Origin of the sequence: Ulvibacter litoralis (assembly GCF_900102055.1) — a bacterium.
In the GTDB taxonomy this organism is placed as follows: domain Bacteria; phylum Bacteroidota; class Bacteroidia; order Flavobacteriales; family Flavobacteriaceae; genus Ulvibacter; species Ulvibacter litoralis.
Genome location: NZ_FNBA01000002.1, coordinates 590950 through 612403, shown reverse-complemented (window position 1 = coordinate 612403; position 21454 = coordinate 590950). Strand labels below are relative to the sequence as shown.

18 protein-coding genes are annotated in these 21454 nt (G+C 36.1%); 9 read left to right on the top strand and 9 right to left on the bottom strand.

Annotated elements, in window-relative coordinates; all coding sequences use genetic code 11:
- Positions 1-19 precede the first annotated feature (19 nt).
- Positions 20-694 carry an NAD(P)H-dependent oxidoreductase gene (locus tag BLQ00_RS08875; RefSeq protein ID WP_093143293.1) on the bottom strand — a complete coding sequence of 225 codons (675 nt, stop codon included), beginning with the start codon at positions 692-694 and terminating at the stop codon, positions 20-22.
- Between the two features lie 161 nt (positions 695-855).
- Here BLQ00_RS08875 and BLQ00_RS08870 point away from each other — a divergent pair, with 161 nt between their 5' ends.
- The 6 genes from BLQ00_RS08870 to BLQ00_RS08845 all read left to right on the top strand — a co-directional run bounded on the left by BLQ00_RS08870 (position 856) and on the right by BLQ00_RS08845 (position 6106).
- Positions 856-1737 (top strand): AraC family transcriptional regulator, encoded by an 882-nt coding sequence (locus BLQ00_RS08870; RefSeq protein ID WP_093143290.1) that lies wholly within the window; start codon positions 856-858, stop codon positions 1735-1737.
- Between the two features lie 110 nt (positions 1738-1847).
- Complete coding sequence (locus BLQ00_RS08865; protein WP_093143288.1) at positions 1848-2432, top strand: TetR/AcrR family transcriptional regulator; 585 nt, start codon at positions 1848-1850, stop codon at positions 2430-2432.
- Between the two features lie 39 nt (positions 2433-2471).
- Positions 2472-3104 (top strand): nitroreductase family protein, encoded by a 633-nt coding sequence (locus tag BLQ00_RS08860; protein ID WP_093143285.1) that lies wholly within the window; start codon positions 2472-2474, stop codon positions 3102-3104.
- Between the two features lie 11 nt (positions 3105-3115).
- Positions 3116-4114, top strand: coding sequence for an NADP-dependent oxidoreductase (locus BLQ00_RS08855; RefSeq protein WP_093143283.1), 999 nt, complete (start codon positions 3116-3118; stop codon positions 4112-4114).
- 18 nt (positions 4115-4132) lie between these two features.
- On the top strand, positions 4133-5293 hold the full coding sequence (locus BLQ00_RS08850) for an iron-containing alcohol dehydrogenase (protein ID WP_093143280.1): 1161 nt from the start codon (positions 4133-4135) through the stop codon (positions 5291-5293).
- Between the two features lie 12 nt (positions 5294-5305).
- Positions 5306-6106, top strand: a complete 801-nt coding sequence (locus BLQ00_RS08845) for a type 1 glutamine amidotransferase domain-containing protein (RefSeq protein WP_175445429.1) — start codon at positions 5306-5308, stop codon at positions 6104-6106.
- A gap of 81 nt (positions 6107-6187) precedes the next feature.
- On the opposite strand, the gene BLQ00_RS08840 is transcribed toward BLQ00_RS08845, so the two are convergent.
- From BLQ00_RS08840 to BLQ00_RS08815, 6 genes are all read right to left on the bottom strand, one after another.
- Positions 6188-8218 carry a M13 family metallopeptidase gene (locus BLQ00_RS08840; protein WP_093143277.1) on the bottom strand — a complete coding sequence of 677 codons (2031 nt, stop codon included), beginning with the start codon at positions 8216-8218 and terminating at the stop codon, positions 6188-6190.
- Positions 8219-8339: 121 nt separating this feature from the next.
- Positions 8340-8795, bottom strand: coding sequence for a KTSC domain-containing protein (locus BLQ00_RS08835; RefSeq protein WP_093143275.1), 456 nt, complete (start codon positions 8793-8795; stop codon positions 8340-8342).
- A 135-nt stretch (positions 8796-8930) separates the two neighbouring features.
- Positions 8931-10466 (bottom strand): SDR family NAD(P)-dependent oxidoreductase, encoded by a 1536-nt coding sequence (locus BLQ00_RS08830; protein WP_093143272.1) that lies wholly within the window; start codon positions 10464-10466, stop codon positions 8931-8933.
- A gap of 4 nt (positions 10467-10470) precedes the next feature.
- Entirely contained in the window at positions 10471-11784 is a 1314-nt protein-coding gene (locus tag BLQ00_RS08825; RefSeq protein ID WP_093143269.1) for a DEAD/DEAH box helicase, read from the bottom strand.
- Between the two features lie 3 nt (positions 11785-11787).
- The gene (locus BLQ00_RS08820; RefSeq protein ID WP_093143267.1) at positions 11788-13128 is read right to left on the bottom strand and encodes a DEAD/DEAH box helicase; all 1341 of its coding nucleotides are present in this window, start codon (positions 13126-13128) and stop codon (positions 11788-11790) included.
- A gap of 155 nt (positions 13129-13283) precedes the next feature.
- On the bottom strand, positions 13284-13475 hold the full coding sequence (locus tag BLQ00_RS08815; RefSeq protein WP_093143264.1) for a cold-shock protein: 192 nt from the start codon (positions 13473-13475) through the stop codon (positions 13284-13286).
- Positions 13476-13689: 214 nt separating this feature from the next.
- Here BLQ00_RS08815 and BLQ00_RS08810 point away from each other — a divergent pair, with 214 nt between their 5' ends.
- Both BLQ00_RS08810 and BLQ00_RS08805 read left to right on the top strand, forming a co-directional pair.
- A complete protein-coding gene (locus BLQ00_RS08810; protein ID WP_093143262.1) occupies positions 13690-14259 on the top strand; it encodes a Crp/Fnr family transcriptional regulator in 570 nt (189 codons plus the stop codon).
- Between the two features lie 68 nt (positions 14260-14327).
- A complete protein-coding gene (locus BLQ00_RS08805; RefSeq protein ID WP_093143259.1) occupies positions 14328-15068 on the top strand; it encodes an acyl-CoA desaturase in 741 nt (246 codons plus the stop codon).
- Between the two features lie 315 nt (positions 15069-15383).
- Here the strand turns inward: BLQ00_RS08805 and BLQ00_RS08800 are convergent, their stop codons facing one another.
- Positions 15384-16901 carry a hypothetical protein gene (locus BLQ00_RS08800; protein ID WP_093143257.1) on the bottom strand — a complete coding sequence of 506 codons (1518 nt, stop codon included), beginning with the start codon at positions 16899-16901 and terminating at the stop codon, positions 15384-15386.
- 311 nt (positions 16902-17212) lie between these two features.
- Complete coding sequence (locus tag BLQ00_RS08795; RefSeq protein WP_093143254.1) at positions 17213-18262, bottom strand: hypothetical protein; 1050 nt, start codon at positions 18260-18262, stop codon at positions 17213-17215.
- 194 nt (positions 18263-18456) lie between these two features.
- Here BLQ00_RS08795 and BLQ00_RS08790 point away from each other — a divergent pair, with 194 nt between their 5' ends.
- Positions 18457-21429 (top strand): sensor histidine kinase, encoded by a 2973-nt coding sequence (locus BLQ00_RS08790; protein ID WP_093143252.1) that lies wholly within the window; start codon positions 18457-18459, stop codon positions 21427-21429.
- Positions 21430-21454: the final 25 nt, after the last annotated feature.

The window sequence follows — 21454 nt, the reverse complement described above, 5'->3', positions numbered from 1 at the left end:
TTTTTTGTTTTTTTATTGATTACTTCCAAGTAACAACATCTTCAAAGTTTCTTCTTGATTTTCCAAATTCTGGATCCGCTTTTCTATACCCAAACGCCACCATAAAAGACAAACCGTACTTATCAGTATCTACACCAAATTTTTCTTTTAATAGTGCTTCAGCTTTTTCCTGATGAAAACCTTCAATAGGGCAAGAATCAATTCCTGTTAATGCTGCAGCAGTCATCATATTACCTAGCGCGATATAGGTTTGTTTTGAAGACCAATCGAATAGTTTTTTATCTGTATCTAAATCGAAATCATTTTCTTGAAATTCTCTGTAGAATTTTGAATACATTTCAATAACATCGGCGGGTAATTGTTTTACATCTTTCATCATATGCATAATGTAATCTGCGTCATGTTTTATCATCGATGCTTTCATACTTAAACCTAATACAAAATGACTTGCTGTATCTAATTTTAAAGGAGCTCCCCAAGCTACAGGTTTTAATAACTCACGCAACTCTTTATCCTGAACAACTATAAAATGCCAAGGTTCGAAACCAAAAGAACTAGGTGATAAGTTTGCTGTTTTCAAAATGAAATTAATATCCTCTTCGGAAACTGTTTTAGTAGCATCAAATTCTTTGGTAGCATGCCTAAAGTTAAATGCATTTAATATGTCTTCTTTTGCAACGTTTGGTGTATTCATTGTATCTATTTTATAAGTTTAAATTCTGATACAAATGTAAAATGAGCTGTAAGCATTTTGTAGTATAAAAAAAGGGGATGTTTGTATAAATAAAGGTTTATCGTTAAGTTAATCTTAATTTTACAATTAAATTATCTAATTTTGAACTGAAATTGACAGAAATGAACATAATAGAAGCCTATAAACCTTTCGAAATACAAGAAATTGAATTATCTGAATGGAAACAACGTCCGGTAAAAAACAATTTTTTCGAACTCGTCCTTATTAAAGATGGGGAAGGAACACAGTGCATTAATTATAATGAACACTCTTTTACAAATGGAAGTATCTTTTTACTTCCACCTTTAAAGTGCCACTCGTTCAGTATAAGTAAACCTACAAAGTTTGTCTTTTTAAAGTTTACAGATATGTTTTTCAAAAATGGAAACAGAATTGATATCGACAGGAACGAATGGTTTAAAGAAGCTTCGTACATTCTCTCTAACTACAATCAATTGCCAGGTGATATCATAAAAAATGATCTAGACAGAAATCATATCGAAAATTTAATAGATATGATATTACAAGAGTCTAGAAATTATGGGGAAACCTCCATAAATCTGGTAACAAGCCTAATGACAAGCATTTTAGAGGTTCTTATTAGAAATATCAAAAAGAGTAGTTACCTAGAAGTGACTAAGAACACTGACGACCGAATTAAAAAAATGTTGATTTACATCAATGAAAACATTAGTAAAACAGAGCTATTAAAGGTTGAGAATTTATCAGAGGTTTTTAGCATGTCTCCAACTTATGTTAGTGAGTATTTTAAAAAGCAAGTCAACATGCCATTGCGAGAATACATTATAAAAGCAAAACTTAAATTGGTAGAAATCCGTTTGCTAAATTCAGACTTTACGTTAACACAAATCGCAGACGAATTAGGTTTTACAGATGTGAGCCATTTATCCAAAACCTTCAAGCGTTACGTAGGGCAATCTATACGTGAGTTTAAAAACAATGGTGAATACCTACTACTAAAAAGAACTACCTGTTCAGCTTAACCCCTTCTCTTTCAAATTGAAGCTTCAAATAAAACAAGATTGTAAATCTTTGTTAAAAAAAAGAATGAACATTCATTTTTATATATCTTTGTACCAGAAATAAGAATGATATGGCAAAACTTCAGAAAAGCATCGACAAAAGAAACGCTCTTGTAAAAGCAACGATTGAGTTGGTAAACAACAATGGTTTTCATGCGACGCCTATGAGTAAAATAGCCAAAATGGCAAATGTGTCGCCCGCCACAATCTATCTCTATTTTGAAAACAAACAGGATTTAGTCAATAAAACATACATCGAAGTAAAAGCGGAATACACCAAATATGCTTTTGAAACCTATTCGGAAACGATGTCTGTTGAAAAAGGGTTTGAAATCATTTGGAAGCGTATTGCCGATTTTAAACTGAAAGAATGTGAGAACGCAATGTTTTTAGCACAATGTGACAACACTCCAATGATTGATGAAGCAAGCAGACAAGAAGGAATTAAACACCTACAACCCCTACTCGACCTTTGGGCACGTGGAAAAAAAGAAGGACTTATTAAACCAATCTCCGACTACCTACTATATGCGTACTCAATAAATCCGTTGTCGTTTTTAATGATTATTCAGAAAAGAGGCGCATTTCAGCTAGATAAAACACATTTAGAAGAGGCCTACCAATCTGCTTGGAGCAGTATTAAAGCTTGTAAATAAAAATTATTCAGAAAAAATAAAGAAAATAAAAATCGAACTATGGAATTGTTAGACAAATTAAATTGGAGATACGCTGCTAAAGCAATGAATGGTGAAAAAGTAGCTGAAGAAAAAATACAACGTATTTTAGAAGCAGCTCGTTTAGCACCTACCTCAAGTGGATTACAACCTTTTGAAATTATTGTTGTAAAAAATCAAGAAATAAAAGAAAAAATCAAACCTGTTGCTTGGAATCAATCTGTAATTACCGAGTGCTCTCACCTACTTGTTTTCGCTGCTTGGGACACTTACACAGCAGACAGAATTAATTATATGTTCGATTTAACTAATGACATTCGCGGATTTAAAAATGAAGGTTGGGAAAATTACCGTCAAATGCTATTAAGCTCGTATCCTCAAAAAGATGCTGAAGAAAACTTTAATCACGCAGCTAAACAAGCGTATATCGCTTTTGCTGAAGCTTTAACTGCTGCTGCTTTCGAAGGCGTTGATGCAACACCATTGGAAGGTTTTGACCCAACTGCTGTAGATGAAATTTTAGGATTACGTGACAAAGGTTTACGTAGTGCTGTAATGTTACCTATTGGTTATAGAAAAGAAGATGAAGATTGGTTGGTAAATCTTGTAAAGGTTCGGAAACCTATGGAAGATTTAGTGACTGTAATTGAATAAAAAAAAAGATCATGATTAAGACAATTGTATTAAACAACAGACCCGAAGGAAAGCCTACACTTTCAAACTTTGAATTTATTTCTGAAGAAAAAGATTTGAATATCAATGATGGTGAAATTCTTTTAGAAGCTGCTTATGTTTCGGTAGATCCTTACTTAAGAGGAAGAATGAGCGATGCTAAATCGTACGTACCTCCTTTTGAACTAAATAAACCTGTACAATCGGGTGTTGTAGCGAAAGTCATTGCTTCGAAAAACGACACGTTTACAGAAGGCGAGTATGTTTCTGGAATGTTAGATTGGAAAACGAAGCAAGTTTCTACAGGCGAAGGATTGCTGAAAGTTGACAGTTCGAAAGCTCCTTTAAGTACATATTTAGGAATTTTAGGAATGACTGGACTTACAGCCTATTTAGGATTAACTCAAATAGGAAAACCAGTGGCTGGTGAAACCATCGTAGTTTCTGGAGCTGCAGGTGCTGTTGGAAGCGTCGTTGGACAAATAGCCAAACTCCTTGGATTGAACGTTGTCGGAATTGCGGGAACTGACGAAAAAATTGAGCTGTTGAAAAACAAGTTCGGTTTCGATGCTGGAATTAACTACAACACAAGCAAAGACATTGCCGCCGATATTAAAAAAGCGGCTCCCAATGGTGTAGATATCTATTTTGACAATGTTGGCGGACCCATATCTGATGCTGTTTTATTCAACATCAACCGCTTTGCACGTATTATTATTTGTGGCGCCATTTCTGTGTATAACAGCACTGAAACCCCGAAAAGTATTAGTGTACAGCCTTTCTTAGTGAAAAACAGTGCGTTAATGCAAGGTTTTATTGTCTCTAATTATGCTGAAAAATTTCCGGAAGCCATGAAACAACTGGCTACTTGGTTGGCAGAAGACAAACTAACCTACTCTGAAACGATCGTTGAGGGGTTTGATAACATTCCAAAGGCATTTATCGACTTATTCGAAGGTAAAAACAAAGGAAAAATGATTGTAAAAATTTAAGTACAAAAGAAAAAGAAGATGAACAATTTTAATTTTAAAAACCCGACCAAAATTATATTTGGAAAGGATACCATCGAGCAATTAAAGAATGAAATTCCTGAAGATGCTAAAGTATTACTGCTTTACGGTGGAGGAAGTATCAAGAAAAATGGAATTTACGACCAAGTAAGAACTGCTTTGGCGAACGTATCTGTTATAGAATTTGGAGGCATCCCTGCAAATCCAGAATACGCTGTTTTAATGAAAGCCTTAGAAGTTATTAAAACTGAAAATATTACCTATTTATTAGCTGTGGGTGGAGGCTCTGTCATTGATGGAACCAAATTTTTATCGGCTGCTGCATTATATGAAGGGAATACTCCTTGGGATATTTTAAAAGAAAACATTAGAACTGAAAAAGGACTTCCTTTTGGAACTGTTCTTACCTTACCAGCAACAGGTTCTGAAATGAATTCTGGTGCCGTAATTACTAGAGCTGAAACGAAAGAAAAACTAGCCATGGGCGGACCAGGTTTATTTCCTCAATTTTCAATTCTAGATCCTCAAGTAATCACATCTATTCCAGAACGTCAATTGGCAAATGGGTTAACAGATGCCTTTACACACGTTTTAGAACAATACATGACGTATCCTACTGGAGCTTTGCTACAAGATCGTTTTGCTGAAAGTATTTTACAAACCCTTGTTGAAGTGGCTCCAAAAGTACTAAAAGACCCTACCGATTACAAAGCAGCTTCTAACTTTATGTGGAGTTGTACGATGGCATTGAACGGGTTAATTCAACAAGGAGTTCCTACAGATTGGGCTGTACATGCCATTGGACACGAGTTAACAGCTTTATTCGGAATTGATCATGCACGTACCTTAGCGGTAATCGCACCAAGTCATTACAAATTCAATTTTGAAGCTAAAAAAGAAAAATTAGCACAATACGGAGAACGTGTTTGGAATATAACGGAAGGTAGTATAGACGATAAAGCTTATGCTGCCATCGAAAAAACAGTCGATTTTTTCCACAAATTAGGGATCGACACCAAACTATCAGATTACACGAAAGATTATGAAGGCACTGCTGAAAAAATCTCGCAACGCTTTACAGATCGCGGATGGTTAGGATTGGGCGAACACCAATCCTTATCACCCGATAAGGTTGAGAAAATTGTAAAAATGGCCTACTAATAATCAAGAAGTATGCTAAAAACAATCGTCTTAACGCTAACAATCATTGCAGCAGCTAGTTGTAATGACGCTAAAAAGCAAACACCTTCTGAAAAAGTTTCAGAAGAAAAAACAGAATTAAAAAAAGAAAACGATATGAATGTATTATTTGTAGTAACCTCTCACGATAAATTAGGAGACACCGGAAAAAAGACAGGATTTTGGGTGGAAGAATTTGCGAATCCATATTACACTTTACGCGACAAAGGAGCAACAATAACGATTGCGACACCAAAAGGAGGTGCAGCACCAATAGATCCAAGTAGTGATTCTCCAGACGCAGCAACAGAAGCAACCAAACGTTTCGATAAAGATGCTGAAGCAAAAGCAAAAATTGCAAATACAAAGAAATTATCTGATGTAAATCCAGACGATTTTGATGCCGTATTCTATCCAGGTGGACACGGTCCGCTATGGGATTTAGCAAACGACGCAACTTCTATTGCTTTAATTGAAAAATTTAATAGCCAAAAGAAGCCTATTGCCTTCGTATGTCACGCACCGGCAGCCTTAAAAGGAGTTAAAAACACAGATGGAACTCCTTTAGTAAAAGGTAAAAAAGTAACAGGATTTACAAATTCTGAAGAAGCAGCAGTTGGCCTTACCGATGTGGTTCCATTTTTAGTAGAAGATATGCTTAGCAAAAACGGCGGTATCTATTCTAAAAAAGAAGATTGGGCTGCATATGCAATTCAAGATGGTAATTTAATTACAGGACAAAACCCAGCTTCGTCTGAGTTGGTTGCTGAAAAACTACTTGAAAGCTTAAAATAATGTAAGCGCTTATGTATCAAAAAAGGCTGTTCCTTATGGACAGCCTTTTTTGATTTTATTATAATTAGTTTCCGAAGAGACTTACCAAATCTTAATCCGTTCATCTTCGACCTTATAATTAGCATCTCCTGGCGAAACGGTAAATGCTTCATAAAATGGCGTAAAGTTCATTAGAGGGCCGTTTACACGCCAAATTGGAGGTGAATGCGGGTCTGTAGCCACATAATTACGTAAATATTCATCTCTTGTTTTTACGCGCCAAATAGTAGCAACCGACAAGAAGAAACGTTGGTTGGGGGTATGCCCGCCTATTTTAGTTGTGTCTTGTCCTTGCGCTGTAGACTTGAAAGCATCGAAAGCGATTGCAATACCTCCATTGTCTGCTGTGTTTTCTCCCACCGTTAAAGCTCCTTTAATTGGGACACTATCCAATACCGTAAATGCATCATATTGATCTATAACTTGTTGTGTTTTCGCTTTAAACTTCGTATAATCTGCTTCGGTCCACCAATTGGTTACATTTCCATTTTTATCGTATTGCGCACCTTGATCGTCGAAAGCGTGGGTAAACTCATGTCCAATAACCATTCCGATACCGCCATAATTTACAGCATCGTCGGCATACAAATCAAAATAAGGCGCTTGTAAAATACCTGCTGGAAAAACAATTTCATTTAACGAAGGGTTATAATAAGCTGTTACTGTAGACGGCGTCGTGTGCCATTCTTCTCTATTTGGAGCTTTGTTTAATTGTTTCAATTCGTACTGATAATCATCTTTACGTAAAGCAACTACGTTTTCAAAAAAGTGATCTCGATCTATAGAAGCATCGTACGTTCTCCAAACATCTGGATACCCAATTTTTTTACTAATAGCGTATAATTTTTCTTTCGCTTTTACTTTGGTACTATCACTCATCCAATCAAGGTTGCTAATGCGCTTTTCTAATGTTTTCTGAAAATTGTTAACCAAGGCTAATGCTCTTTTTTTTGCATCTTCATTAAAATATCGCTTTACATACAACTGTCCTAACGCAAAACCAATTTGTTGATCTACACGACGTACCATTAGTTTGGAACGCGATTGTTGTACCGATTGTCCAGTAATTACTTTAGAATACTCAAAAGAGGCATCTTGAAAAGGAGTACTTAATATGTTGTCATGAGATGCTATTGAATGTGCTTTTAAATAAAGCTTCCAATCTTCTATTGTAATCGTTCCTAACATGCTATTTAGAGCATCGTAATACGCAGGCTGTCGAACATCTACAGAATCTACATTAGCTCCTAAGTTCTTCAGAAGTGCGTTCCAACCAATGTTTGGATGGTTTGCATTTAATTCTGAAACAGCCATTTTATGGTAATTCTCTTTAATTACTCTTCGTTCAATTCGAGTTTTATGGGATGCTGCCAGTTGTTTTTCAATAGCATATACGATTTCTGCATTCTTTTTTGCTTCCGAAGCTCCCACTAATTCAAATAATGTGGTTACATATGTTTTGTAGGCTTCTTGAATACTTTTTACTGAAGGGTTCTCTCCAAAATAATAATCACGATCTGGCAACCCCAATCCTGTTTGTGAAAAATGCAAAATATTCAAGGAACTGTTTTTCTGGTCTGGAGAGATATGCGGACTAACCATTGAATAATCTCCCGACTTCACCTGAGTTGCAACAAACTCAGTAATAGCAGGGATGGAAGCAATCGCATCGATGCGATTTAATATTGGTTGAATCGGCATGCTTCCCAAATTATTAATTTTTACAATATCCATTCCAGAAGCATAAAAATCGCCCACCATTTGCTCAACACTTCCTTTTGGATGTTCTTTCTGAGAAACTTCTTCCAAAATATTTTTAAGTAATTCTTGCTGCGGAATGTTTAAGAATCGGTACGACCCTACTCCTACTTGATCATCGGCAATGACAGCCGTGTCAAACCATTTTTTATTTACATGGTTAAAGAAATCATCTCCAGGCTTAATGGAAGTATCAACACCATCAAAAACCACTGGTGTAATTGTTTGAGCGGTATCATTCGTAGTATCTTTAGTATCGTTTTTACAGGAAATAAAAACAGAGAAGAACAATGAGAAAAGGAATAGGTTTTTCATAGAAAAAAAAGTTTCGTTTTCTCAAAGATAGCATTAATAGATATAAAAAAGAGGCTTCAATACATTGAAGCCTCTTTCAGATAATTGATAAACATTGTATTTCCTAAACTAGGACACACACTTATGCGTTCTCATTTTCAAGAATACGTTTCGATTTTCTATAGGTATAATTAGGATAGATTGTTCGTTTTGCAAAACGATTTAAATTACTACTATTTATCATTTTGATGTACACTTGTTTTGTAACACCAAAGTATTCGTAGTTTGTTCCGTCTAGGAAGGTAATTTCTAGCAACAATCCTTTATGCTTGTAATCTGCAATTGGAGAATTGGTAATCGTCTCTGTATACGCCTCTAAATTTAATTCCTTTGTTTCAGGAGCCATACTTACCAAGAAATGATACCCATCGATAATTTTTCGACTATTAATTTCAGCTTCTTCTTGTAAAGCGTCACCATCTTGAAACTTGTCTGGATGCCATTCTTTCACCAAATTACGGTAGCTCTTTTTCAAGGCCTTTAATTCGATTTCCTTTTCTACTCCAAAGAGTTTTTTGTATTCGTTGATGCGCTTCATATTCAAAATTTATTTGAGGGCGCGAAAGTACGTGATAATATCAAATGAATAACCATACTATTCAAGTAATCTTTACTTTACTTCAAAAAAGAACTCAAAATGTAGCTGATCTAACAACTTTCCGAAGAAAAAAAACTACCAATCAATAGGAAAGTAATCTTTTAAGAATTTTCCACACCAATGTTTTCCGGTATTAATACCATCAATTAAAGGATCCATCACACGAGCGGCACCATCTACAATGTCTAATGGTGGTTGAAAATCGTGTACTTCTACCTTCTTTTTAGATAATTCTATCGGATCTTCATCGGTTACCCAACCTGTATCCACTGCGTTCATATAAATACCAGACTTGGCAAACGTAGAAGCAGATGTATGTGTAAGCATATTTAAAGCCGCTTTCGCCATATTGGTATGTGGATGACGGTCTTGCTTTTTAAAACGATGAAATTTCCCTTCCATGGCCGTCACATTGATAATATGTTTCTTACCTGTATTTTCTTTCATCATTAAATGAGACAACCGATTGCACAATACAAAAGGAGCCACTGCATTTACGAGTTGTACTTCGACCATTTCAGTGGTTTCAATTTCACCCAATCGCAAACGCCAACTGTTTGTTTTTCGTAAATCGACTTGTTGTAAATCGGCGTCTAACTTTCCTTCAGGAAATACTTCCGTAGTTTGCAACGCATTGTCGAAACTATAAGGTATTTGAGAAAGCTCGGCAGACGAACGTAACCCTATTCCAGGCTCTGGACCGTGCCATGTTACTGGCAATACATTATTTTTCGCTGTTTTTGACGTAGGCACACTCAAGTCTGAAAGCTCTTGCAAACATTCAAAGTGACTATTTAATAAATGCTGTGCTTTAATGGGTAATTCTGATTTTGGTAACTTCTCATTTTCCATTAAATGGAAATAAAACCCCGAAGGTCGGCGTACCGTCTGCGCGGCATTGTTAATTAAAATATCCAATCGCGAATACTGTTGCTCAATATAATTACAAAATATCTCAACACTCGGAATGTGACGTAAATCCAATCCGTGAATGTGTAAACGATCACTCCAAGTATGATAATCGTCCTCTTTTGAAAAACGAATGGCAGAATCGGCTGGAAAACGCGTGGTAGCCACAACCGTCGCTCCCGAACGCAACAACATTAATGTAATATGATACCCGATTTTAAGTCGTGAACCCGTAATAACAGCAACTTGATCTGTTAAGTCCGTCGTTTGAAACCGTTTGGCATAGTTTAAGTCACCACAATCTGTACACATCGTATCATAAAAGTGGTGTAATTTGGTAAATACCGCTTTACAGACGTAGCAATTCCTCGGTGACTCTAACTCTGGGGTGTCTTTAAGCGTTTCTTTGGCTGCTAATAACTTAGGTGCCACAAAAACACTGGCTTCTCTTGCAGAACGAATTCCGGTTTCCTTTCGAGCGTGCTTGTCACGCGCAATCATTTTCCGTTTTAATTCTTTTTTAGCGTCTTTCTTGCGGCGCTTAAACTCATCGCGATTCGGTCTTGAAAGTGCGCCAGCTACTTTTAGAAGAGCAATTCGCTGTTCTTCTGGCAATTCAAACAGTTGATTTGAGTCGTTCAAAATTTTCTGTAACGTTTCGATACAGAAATCTATATCCTTATGAAGAGAAGTATCACTCATATACTTAAAGTATGGTTACTCGCACCTTTTTCTTTTTTAATCGACTATTGTTTAATTTTTCAACCAACTCGTCAGCCATAGCTAAAGGGACCGCAACAAATGCACAATCTGGTTTTAGTTCGATTGTACCCAATTGATCCTGAGTGATTTCTCCTTGTTTGAAAAATAAACCAGCGATATCACCTTTCGATATTTTGTCTTTACGTCCTCCTGAAATAAATAAGGTTTCCCAAAATTGAGGTTTGTAAGTCGCTTTCTTAGAAATATCAATCCCTTTTACATTTTTAATGAATTCTGGCAAACGTTCATTTTCCCATTTTAAAACATAGGCCGTTCCTTTTGAATTCACTCGAGCCGTTCTACCGTTTCTATGAATAAAATCTTCTTCATGATGCGGCAATTCGTAATGAATAATGTATTTCATTTCAGGAATGTCAATTCCACGAGCCGCTAAATCGGTAGCTACTAACAATTGACTACTTCCATTTCTAAATTTAATTAAAGCACGCTCTCTATCTTTTTGTTCCATTCCTCCTGAAAAGCAAGTATGACTCACTTTATTACGATCTAAGAAATCACTCAAATACTCAATCGTATCTCGTAAATTACAGAAGATAATTCCAGGTTCATTCCCAATATGCTGAATTAGCTCTAGTAAGGTTTTCGATTTGTTTTTAAGTGGTGAAACTACTGTTTTAACAGCTAATTTTTTCACTACTTTTTCCTTTAAGTAATCAATTACATGAGGGTTTTCAAGCCTCACAAAACCAGGAACTTTCACCGCTTGAGTTGCCGAAGTTAGAATGCGTTTATTAATGTTTGGCAACTGATTGATAATACCGCGCATTTCACTTTCAAAACCATCTTCTAACGACTTGTCAAACTCGTCTAAAATAAGGGTTTTAATACTGTCTCTAGAAAAGCGATCGTTACTAAAATGATCTAATATTCTTCCAGGCGTACCTATTAAAATAGCCGGAGTATGCTTAATCTCTATTTTATCTTTAGACATTGGTCTTCCACCGTACACTGCATTTACTTTGTACCCAGAACCCATAGTGCGAACCACTTGCTCAATTTGAAGCGCAAGCTCTCTCGAAGGCACAATTATTAATGCTTGTACTTCGGTAGATTCAGGATCTAGGACTTTCAGAAGTGGCAATAAAAAAGCCAATGTTTTTCCAGTTCCTGTGGGAGATAATAATATTGTATTGGTGGTTGTTTCAATCACAGAAACAGCTTCCTCTTGCATGGGATTCAATACGTGAATATTTAGTTTTGCTAAGATATCCTCTTGACTTTTTATGCTATTTGCCATAATTTATTTCTTTTTCTTCTTTTTTGAAACTTCAGCTTTCGGCTTATCAGCACCAGATTGTGCTAAATAATTTGCTAAAATTTTATCTACCAACTCGTCTTTCGTTACATGATGAAAGATTGTTTTTATTTTGGCTTTAAACTCTTCTGAAACCTCGCGATTGGGTTTTGTTTTAAATATTTTTTTAGCCCATACCAACCCATTATTTTCTTGAATGCTCTGTGGATCTGCTTTTTTAAGTTCTTTAAAAACAATTCCTAATTCATCTTGAAAATCGGGAATTTCTAGTACTTCTTCTTGCTGAAGGATTGTAAGCGAAAGCCCTTTTGCTCCTGCTCTTGCCGTACGCCCGCTTCTATGTACATAAGCGTCGTAAGTGTCTGGTAAATGATAATTCACCACATACGATACATCTTTCACGTCAATTCCACGAGCTGCTAAATCGGTAGCGACCAAAATATCTACAAATCCTTCTCTAAATTGTCCCATAATACGATCTCGAATGGCTTGTGTTAAGCTACCGTGGATGGCTCCTGAAGAAAATTTATTGATGGCTAAGTTTTTAGCCAATTTGTTAACTGCTGCTTTGGTTTTACAAAAGATAATCCCTCGTTCGCCTTCTTTCGAATTTAGAAAATGAAGTAAGACCTCTAGCTTTTCAATGGGCTCTACCACCATAAAATGATGATCGATTCCTTGATGTCCAGCTGTTGACATGTCTGCTTCAATCTGCACCACATGTTTCGACATATAATTTTGAACCAATTGTTTTATTGCACCAGGCATTGTGGCGGTAAATAATAAGGTTCTTCTCGACTTCGGAATTTCTTTTAGTATGGTATCTACTTCTTCTTTTAAAGCGCTTACCATTTCATCGGCTTCATCTAAGACGAAATACTTCACGTTTTTCACGTTAATCGCTTCACGTTTTATCAAATCTACCAAACGTCCTGGAGTTGCCACGACAATATGTGTTGGCGACTTTAAACGCTCTATTTGTGGTTTTATAGGAATTCCTCCAAAAACACCAGTAATGGAAATTTCAGGACTATGAGAAGCAAAAGAAGTTAAGTTAGCGTGTATTTGTTGTCCTAATTCCCGTGTAGGTGCCAATATTACCGTTTGTACAGTAGCATCTTCCGGAGCAATTAATTGTAACAAAGGAACTCCAAAAGCAGCTGTTTTACCCGTTCCTGTTTTAGCCAAAGCAACAATATCGTCTTTTTGAGTAAGTACTACAGGGATGGTTTTTTCCTGAATATCTGTAGGAACAGTTATTTGTAAATCGGCTAAGCTTTGTTGTAAAGGCTTGCTAACACCTAAATCAGAAAACGGTTTTGACATAACATAATTTTCGGCAAAGATAACGACACTTTTATAGGGAATCGCGCCAATTGATTTATTATTCTAATTATTACTAAAATAGAGCACTACTTTTCTTTCAATAAAAAAAGCCCATCATTGCTGATGGGCTTTCTATTAAACTTGAAGTATATGTATTAGATAACTTTTACGTTCACTGCATTTAATCCTTTGTTACCTTCTTGAAGATCGAATTCAACGGTATCGCCTTCGCGAACTTCGTCTACTAATCCTGAAATGTGTACAAAGTGATCTTTTTCAACTCCTTCTTCAGTGATGAATCCAAAACCTTTTGACTCGTTGAAAAATTTTACTGTTCCTTTACTCATTGTAATGTAATTTAATTTATTTATAGTAATAATAAGGCAAAGATGGTGCCATTAAACGACATAACCCCCTCTTTTCCCATTTAATTACAGATTGTTTTTTTCTATTGTCCTAAAAAAGAGTGCGTTTCAGAAGAAAAAATCAAATGGCAGCTACCTACCACTACGATGCTTTGAATTTGTATCTTTGTACTTTCAATAATTAGGACTGAAAGATTTGCAACAGATAAAAGCATACTTAGATCAAATAGCAACCATATCTGCATCAGATTGGGAGTTTTTCACTTCTAAATTACAGCGACATGTAATTCCGAAGAAGACCATTTTCTTAAAACTTAATGAAATTGAAAACAATATTTCCTTTATTGAATCTGGTGTGGTTCGGTTATTTATTCCGAAGGAAAACCCAGAAAAAGAAATCACTTTCGGTTTCAGTTTTAAAAATCAGTTTATAAGTGCCTACGACTCATTTTTAACAAAATCGCCTTCTGCATATCAATTACAAGCACTTACAGAAACTACGTTGTTAAGTATTACCTATGATGACTTACAAGCGGTGTATAAAACAACCCAAATTGGAAACCTTATTGGCAGGTTGACCGCCGAACGTCTATTTTTAATAAAATCTAAGCGGGAACAAAATCTATTAAACCTCACTGCTGAAGAACGTTACGTAAAGCTATTTAAAGAACGTCCCGAGCTAATAAAAGTGATTCCATTAAAATACATCAGTTCCTATATTGGTGTTACCGCGCAAGCCTTGAGTAGGATTAGAAAGCGATTATAACCTGAATTTAATTGATTTAGGTTCATTGTTTTGCTTACTGCATCAAATTATCTTTGTAAAAAATAGTTATGATAGTCCTTATTTTCGTTTTAGTACTTTGGTATGGAGGTCTGTTCTTTCAGTCTTTCTTTTTACACCGATATGCTGCACATCAAGTCTTTACCATGTCAAAAACAATGGAACGTATTACTTTCGTTCTGACTTGGATTTTTCAAGGCTCTAGTTATTTGAGTGCCTATGGTTACGGAATCATGCACCGGATGCATCACGCGTATACAGATACTGAAAAAGATCCGCATTCTCCTTCACATGATGCTAATTTATTTGCGATGATGTGGAAAACAAAAACGATCTATCAAGACATTAACAACCAGCGTATTGAAATAGACCAGCGTTTTACTAAAAACGTGCCGCAATGGAAAAATTTTGATGTTTTTGCAAGTTCTCGATTGTCTAGAGTACTTTGGATTAGTCTGTACATTCTGTTTTTCGCTTATTTCGCAACCGCATGGTGGCAATGGTTATTATTACCAATTACTTTTTTAATGGCACCTATTCACGGTGTAATTATTAACTGGTTTGGACATATTTACGGCTATGTAAACTATAAAATGAAAAACACGAGTAAAAACCTTTTTCGTTTCGATTTCTTAATGATGGGCGAAGGGTATCATAACAACCACCACAGACATGCCAGCAGAGCTAATTTTGGGGTGAAATGGTATGAAATAGACGTAACCTATTTGATTATTCGTGTTTTAGATCTTTTTGGAGTGATTCAGTTGAAGCCTATGAAGGTGAAGAAGTAATAATATTTGATACCTTTTAAAAGAAATAACCGCAGTCCCCTTCCCCAAAGGCACCACGGTTATCATTCATAAACCGAACCTATCTTTCAAACCTGATTGTTTGTTTTTACAAACCCTATACTTGTTCAAATAATATGATGCAAATTTGTGCTTTTTTGGCGCGCTAGGTTTCTTTTTCTTCTGACAGGCCATTCTAAGCTTCTAAAAGGTAGTTTCCAATTTGTGAATGCAATTTATCCTTCTTTGATTTAAAAAAAACCGTGCCGACTATAGCAATCAACACGGTAACAAACCTTATAATTTTCAGAATAAAAACTATTCTACAGCATATAAATACGCTTCTATATATCCAATATCATCTCCTGCGGCATTAATCAATGCATACTCAACCGAATACTGCATTCCTACAACACCATCTGGATCGTCAAACTCCACAGTTTTATTTTTGAAGGTTTTATTGTATTCCGTTGTGTTTACTAAATACGAATCAAATTCTTCAGGGTCTGCCTCTGCTCCTCCATCTAGTGGCGTTAGAAACACATCTACCATTGCAACATCTGCTCTATTTTCTCCTATAATTCGTGTTCGCAATGTGTAGGTATCTTCTCCTTCATTTCTTTTAAGTCTGTGGTTTTGAATTTCAATTCCTTCGGGCTGTTGAAATGCTTCTACTGTAATAGTTATTTCCTTTGAGGCTACTTCCTTACCATTCTCATCAAACGCTTTTACAAGTGACGTATAAGTGGTTCCTGCAGGAATCTCTTCTACCCCTTTTAACCTTCCAACAAATACAGTCCCATCGGTTCCGTCCTTCGCATTAAGTACAATTGTATAGGCTCCTTGATTTGTAACATTTTCAGGGATTGTCATTGTTAAATTATTTGCGGGACCCGCATTAGCTGTAGGGGCTCCACTCGTAGGCGCTGGTAACACTTGTCCCCTTATGCGAAATACTTTTGTAGGCGTTGTTTTATGTTTAAAATTTTTAAAAGTGTAGGCTTCTTCATCTTCAATATCCACATTAAATAAATCGTCATCCATTACTTCTCCTGCAGCATTTCGAACTTCAATATTAACTCCAACAGCTTGTCCGTCTACAAATGGTTTTTGACCATTTGCCGTTTCATAACTAATCGTTACGCGTACTTCTAAGGTTACTTCAGTGGTTCCTGTTTCTCCATTAGTAGTGACACTTGCTTCTACAGGTGTCGTTTTTTCCTTAATTGAATATTCAACGCCTTCAATCTCATTAAAGAAAAATCTAGCGGAAGTAATATCCCCTTCGTTTTCTGTTACATAGGTGGCTTGAATAATGAATTCCTCTTGATTGGCTGCTCTTTTAACACTAACAGAAGTGTTGTCTACACCGTCATTGTCTTGCGCTGTTACCCATTGCTCTAAAGTATCTCCTACAGGTTCTCCATTTGCATCTACTGCCGTAGCTACTTGTTTAAAAGGCCATCCATTTGCTTCACCATTTTCAAAATGTAACGTATTAAACTTAAATTTTTTGTTTTCTCCTTCGTTCCCCGTGTGCTCCATTGTATAGGTTGCTGGAGAAGGATACACATGATTCATAGGCAACATTTGCACCTCAACCGCGGCAACATTGTTTGTTGGATCGTTGACAACAATGGTACTTCTATACCGTGAATTTTTTCGCTGCTTTAGTTTGGTTCTATTTCTAATAATAGTACCTGTAACCCCTCTATTTTGAACAGTTGTTGAAGTGGTTAAATTCGCTTCAGTATGTTCAATACTTGGAGTTATTTCTTGTTCGCAAGAAACAAACAACGTTAGTAAAGCCAAGGCGGTTAGTTTAATTAATTTCATGTTTAAAAATTTAATGATTGTTATACTTTGCAAATATGTGAGCTATAAGGTTTCTGAAAATTGTTTTCTTCTGAAAAACGGTATTAGCTTCTAAAGCGATTCTTTTTTCTGAAAATTCAGTACTTCAATTTCTTTTTCTTCTGAAATATTCACTTTTATGAATCTATAAAAATGCTATAGCACGTTCGTTTTATCCATAAATACTACTGCCCTATTTTACGACACGTTCCGAAGAAAACTGCTTGCTAAAAACACCAAACCCCGTAATTAAATTACAGGGCTTTACAGCAATGGTTAGTTGTTGAAACTCTTTATTTAACGCAGGTTGGCGAAACTGGAAGGAAAAATGTATGCTGCCCAATACTCACTTTTGGAGAAAACCCAGTACCTTCTTTATTGAAAAATATATATCGCTTAATATTCATAACGACACCGTCATTTCCTTCATAAATAATGTTTGCATCCATGCCTTTGGCTATCACATTTTTTGTAGGATAACTGTTGTCATAATTCTGTCTGAAACTACGCTCTAATAATACAACTTTGTGTACTGTTTTTACATCATCAAATTGAAACATAAATGCCTCTTTCACATCTTTTTCTAATTTAGCATCGGTCATTCCTGGCTTACCACAACGGCAATTTGGACCTTGTAGCGTATTAGACTCACCCGTGATTTTTAAATTGATAGACCCCTCAGCAAGTACAATAGGTTGGGGTAATTTATCTTTTTCTGCTAACACTTCCACTTTCATCTCAAGAGTTGCTCCTGGAGTAAGCTTATCTTTTACTTTATTTAATAACATTCTAAATGTATCTTCTTGTAATGTGTAATCTTGTTCGTAATATCCTTTTTCAGAAATTAAAGGGGTTCCTACTGCATAATTTTTAGCATCGTAGTAGCTAATGGCACTTGCCATTCTGCGATAAATCGGCGGATTTTCTATTCTAAGATCTCTGGTTGAAAAAGAAACTCCCGCAATGGTATATCGAATGTCCATATTGTCACACCCTTCACAATACGTTTTGTAATCTTTATCAAAATACGCTCGCATAGACAAAGCATTAGGACCTCCCACTACATGTTCGGTTACTACACCTGCGGCACTGTCATTTCCAGAAGATGTTTTTTCTAAACGCTTTCCATAAAATATAATTCCGCCAACGTGCTCCGCATGCCAAGGATTGTGTGTATGGGTATCTACTGCAGCGGCCGTTTCCTTGGCATCCTTTTTAGCATCGCCGTTTAATGCTTTGTCTGCTTTTGCTTTTAACTTTTTTAAGAATTGTGCATTTGCATCTGCCGAGAAACATAAACATGTTATCAATGCCAATGCTGAAATTTTGATTCGTGTATTCATCTGTGTTAATTTTTATGATTCGTTACTAAATTCTTGGCAAATATGAATCTAATACCATGCTTCAAAAATGCTTTTCTTCTGAAGAACGGTTTCCGCTTCTAAACCGTATCTCACTCAAATAGGGTGCATTACGAGCGTATCCTTTAGAAGCCCATAGCGTTATTCAGAAAAATAAAATTTCAGAAAAGAAAAAAATGCTAATCTTTGTTTTTATGATCAAAATGCGCTTCCTACTTCTTTTATTGATTTCCGTGTTAGGTTGTCAATTGTATGCGCAAAATCCTGTGAGCATTCACATCACTGAAAAAGAAGGATTGCCCGATAAAGAGTTTTATGGAATTCTAGAAGATGCCAAAGGATTTATCTGGTTGGCGGGAAACAAAGGACTCACACGATTTGATGGGACCACTTATAAAACGTTTGAACATCCACAAAAACGAGGGCTTTCTATGTTTGAACCTGTACTCGATGAAGAGCAGCGTGTGTGGAGTATTAATATTTCGGGACAACTTTTTTATGCTGAAGGGGAAACACTGGTGCTTTTTGCCGATTTAAAAGATATTTTAAAAGGCCAGCTCGGAAACGTGATCTATCATAATGGATATATTTATGTAAGTGCTAATAAATTGATTGTTGCGATTGATATTGCTTCAAAAAAGAAGACAGTGATTCATTCTAAGGCGTTAGATTCTGGCAAATTCTTAGGCCATCACATTATCACTAAAAAGGTGGGAGATCAACTTTGGTATGGGAATGAAGGTGCTATTTTTTCGATGGAGGGTGAACATGAAACTCAAATAAACCAATTACCTAAAGCATTTGCACATAGTAAAGAGCGGAATGGTGTAGGAGAAATCATTGAATTACCCAACGGAAATACATTGTATTATTTTCAGAACAGTCAATTAAAGAAACACTTTTTTGAATGGAATGGCAGTCAATGGATCCCTCTTGAAATTCCCGAAGCTTTGAATGGCATTGTTGTAACGAAGATTACATTTTACGAGGACACAGTATGGTTTACGACAAGCGATGGTGTGTTAACTGGAACCTATTTAAATGGAGCGTTTACTTTCAGTAACCATTTTTTAAAAGGTGTTTTTACGAGCGATGTAACTCGAGATCAAGACAATAATTATTGGGTAACCACAACACGAGACGGTCTTTTTGTTTTTCCGAATATTTATATTGATACGATTGATATTCCTTCTCATTTTGGAAAACCAAGTCGGATGATTCAAGGACCTGCATCTTCTGTTTTAATTGGAACAACCTCTGGAGATGCTATTGAATACACTGCTGAAACACGTACTAAAAAAGAATTTGACCTTCCGAAAGGACGCGCTATAAGTACACTGTTTTACGATGCCTATAGAAATGAATACGGTTTCATGCAAGAAACCAAAAGCTATTTAGCAAAAAACCTGAGTCCAAACAATGTGAGTGCCTTGCCTATAAAGTTAGGTACGACTAAAGAACTCGAATTTATTGATGCGAAAACAATTATTACCGTAAATTCTAATAGTGGATTTGAGTTAGAGTATCCGCTGAAAGATACGTATCCAAAAGAAAATGCAATATATTCTAAATTCAAAAGGGGCTACACCTGTTTTTACAATCCCCTTTCTGAATATCGTTATTTTGCAATGGTGGATGAGCTAATTGCTGTGGATGCTTCTTATACTGAAACTGAAGTAGTAACGCCAAACAACTCAGCCATTCTTGCTACTGCCATCACTTCTACTGAAGATGGAACGGTTTGGGCAGCCACTTTTCAACATGGTGTATATGCTATACATAAAACACAAGTGGTTGGGAGTCTTTCTGAAGACAACGGATTGTTATCGAACCGAATTAACAGCATAACCGCTGACGGGATTTTTTTATGGATTGCTACCGATAAGGGGATTCAGCAATATGATACGAAGCTAAAAACTTTCAAAAATCTTAAAAAACGAGATGGGATTCCTAGTTATAGCATCAAGGATATAGTCACCATAGGCAATCACGTTTTTTTCAGTTCAAACGAAACAGTATTCTCTATTGACAAGAACAACGCTTTTAAAGAACTTACCACCCCTACTTTATACATTACAAAAGTCAGTATCAATAACAACCTACAACCTCTTCAGGATGCGTATCAATTACAACAAGATGAAGCGAAAGTAGGCATCACTTTTAACGCTAATGGATTAAGAGGACTCTCTAGCGGAAAATATGAATATCGCTTGAAAGGACTCGATACAGAATGGACGCCTTTAAAAGCTGGTACTAACGAAATTCAGTTTGCCAATTTACCCGCAGGAAAATTAACCTTCCAATTGCGAGCGCAAGGAATGGATACTTCAGAGATGAGTCCGGTAGAAATTAAATTTGATGTAGTTGTCCCTTTCTATAAATCGATGTGGTTGTGGTTTGGATTAATGGTAGCATTGCTTGTTTTTGTGGTGTATTATTTCCGAAGAAAAATAAAAAAGAGAGAAATTCAGAAGAACGAAGAATTGGCTCAGTTGGCTTTGGATAATGAACTGAACTCATTGCAATTAGAGAATTTACGTTCGCAGATGAATCCACATTTCATATTTAATGCGCTCAATAGTATTCAGGAGTATATTGTAAATAATGAAAAACATTTAGCGAGTTCGTATTTGGTGAAGTTTTCGCGTTTAATTCGCATGTATTTAGACCAATCGAGAGAAAACAGCATTACACTTGAAGAAGAAATAGCAGCCATAAAACTTTACCTCGAACTAGAAAAAGTACGCTTCGAAGAGCAACTTCAGTATCGCATAGATGTTAATGTTAACGTCCCACTTGCCTCTTTGTATGTTCCTTCATTATTTATACAACCCTATGTAGAAAATGCGTTAAAACACGGATTATTACATGTAGACGAACGACAGTTAGATTTGACGTTCACTTATAATGAAACCACGAAACTATTGCAAGTCATTGTGCAAGACAACGGCATAGGAAGAATTGCCAGTCAAAAATTAAAAACCTCTCAACCACAACTTCATAAATCATTTGCAACTTCAGCCAACGAGCGACGCGTTACGTTACTCAATAAAAATCGCACTACGGAAATTAAAGTGGACATTCTAGACGTGAACCCAGAAGTCGATGCAACAGGAACAAAAGTTGTAATTGAAATACCACAAGGATAATCGTACTCCTTCAAAAATGAACCTC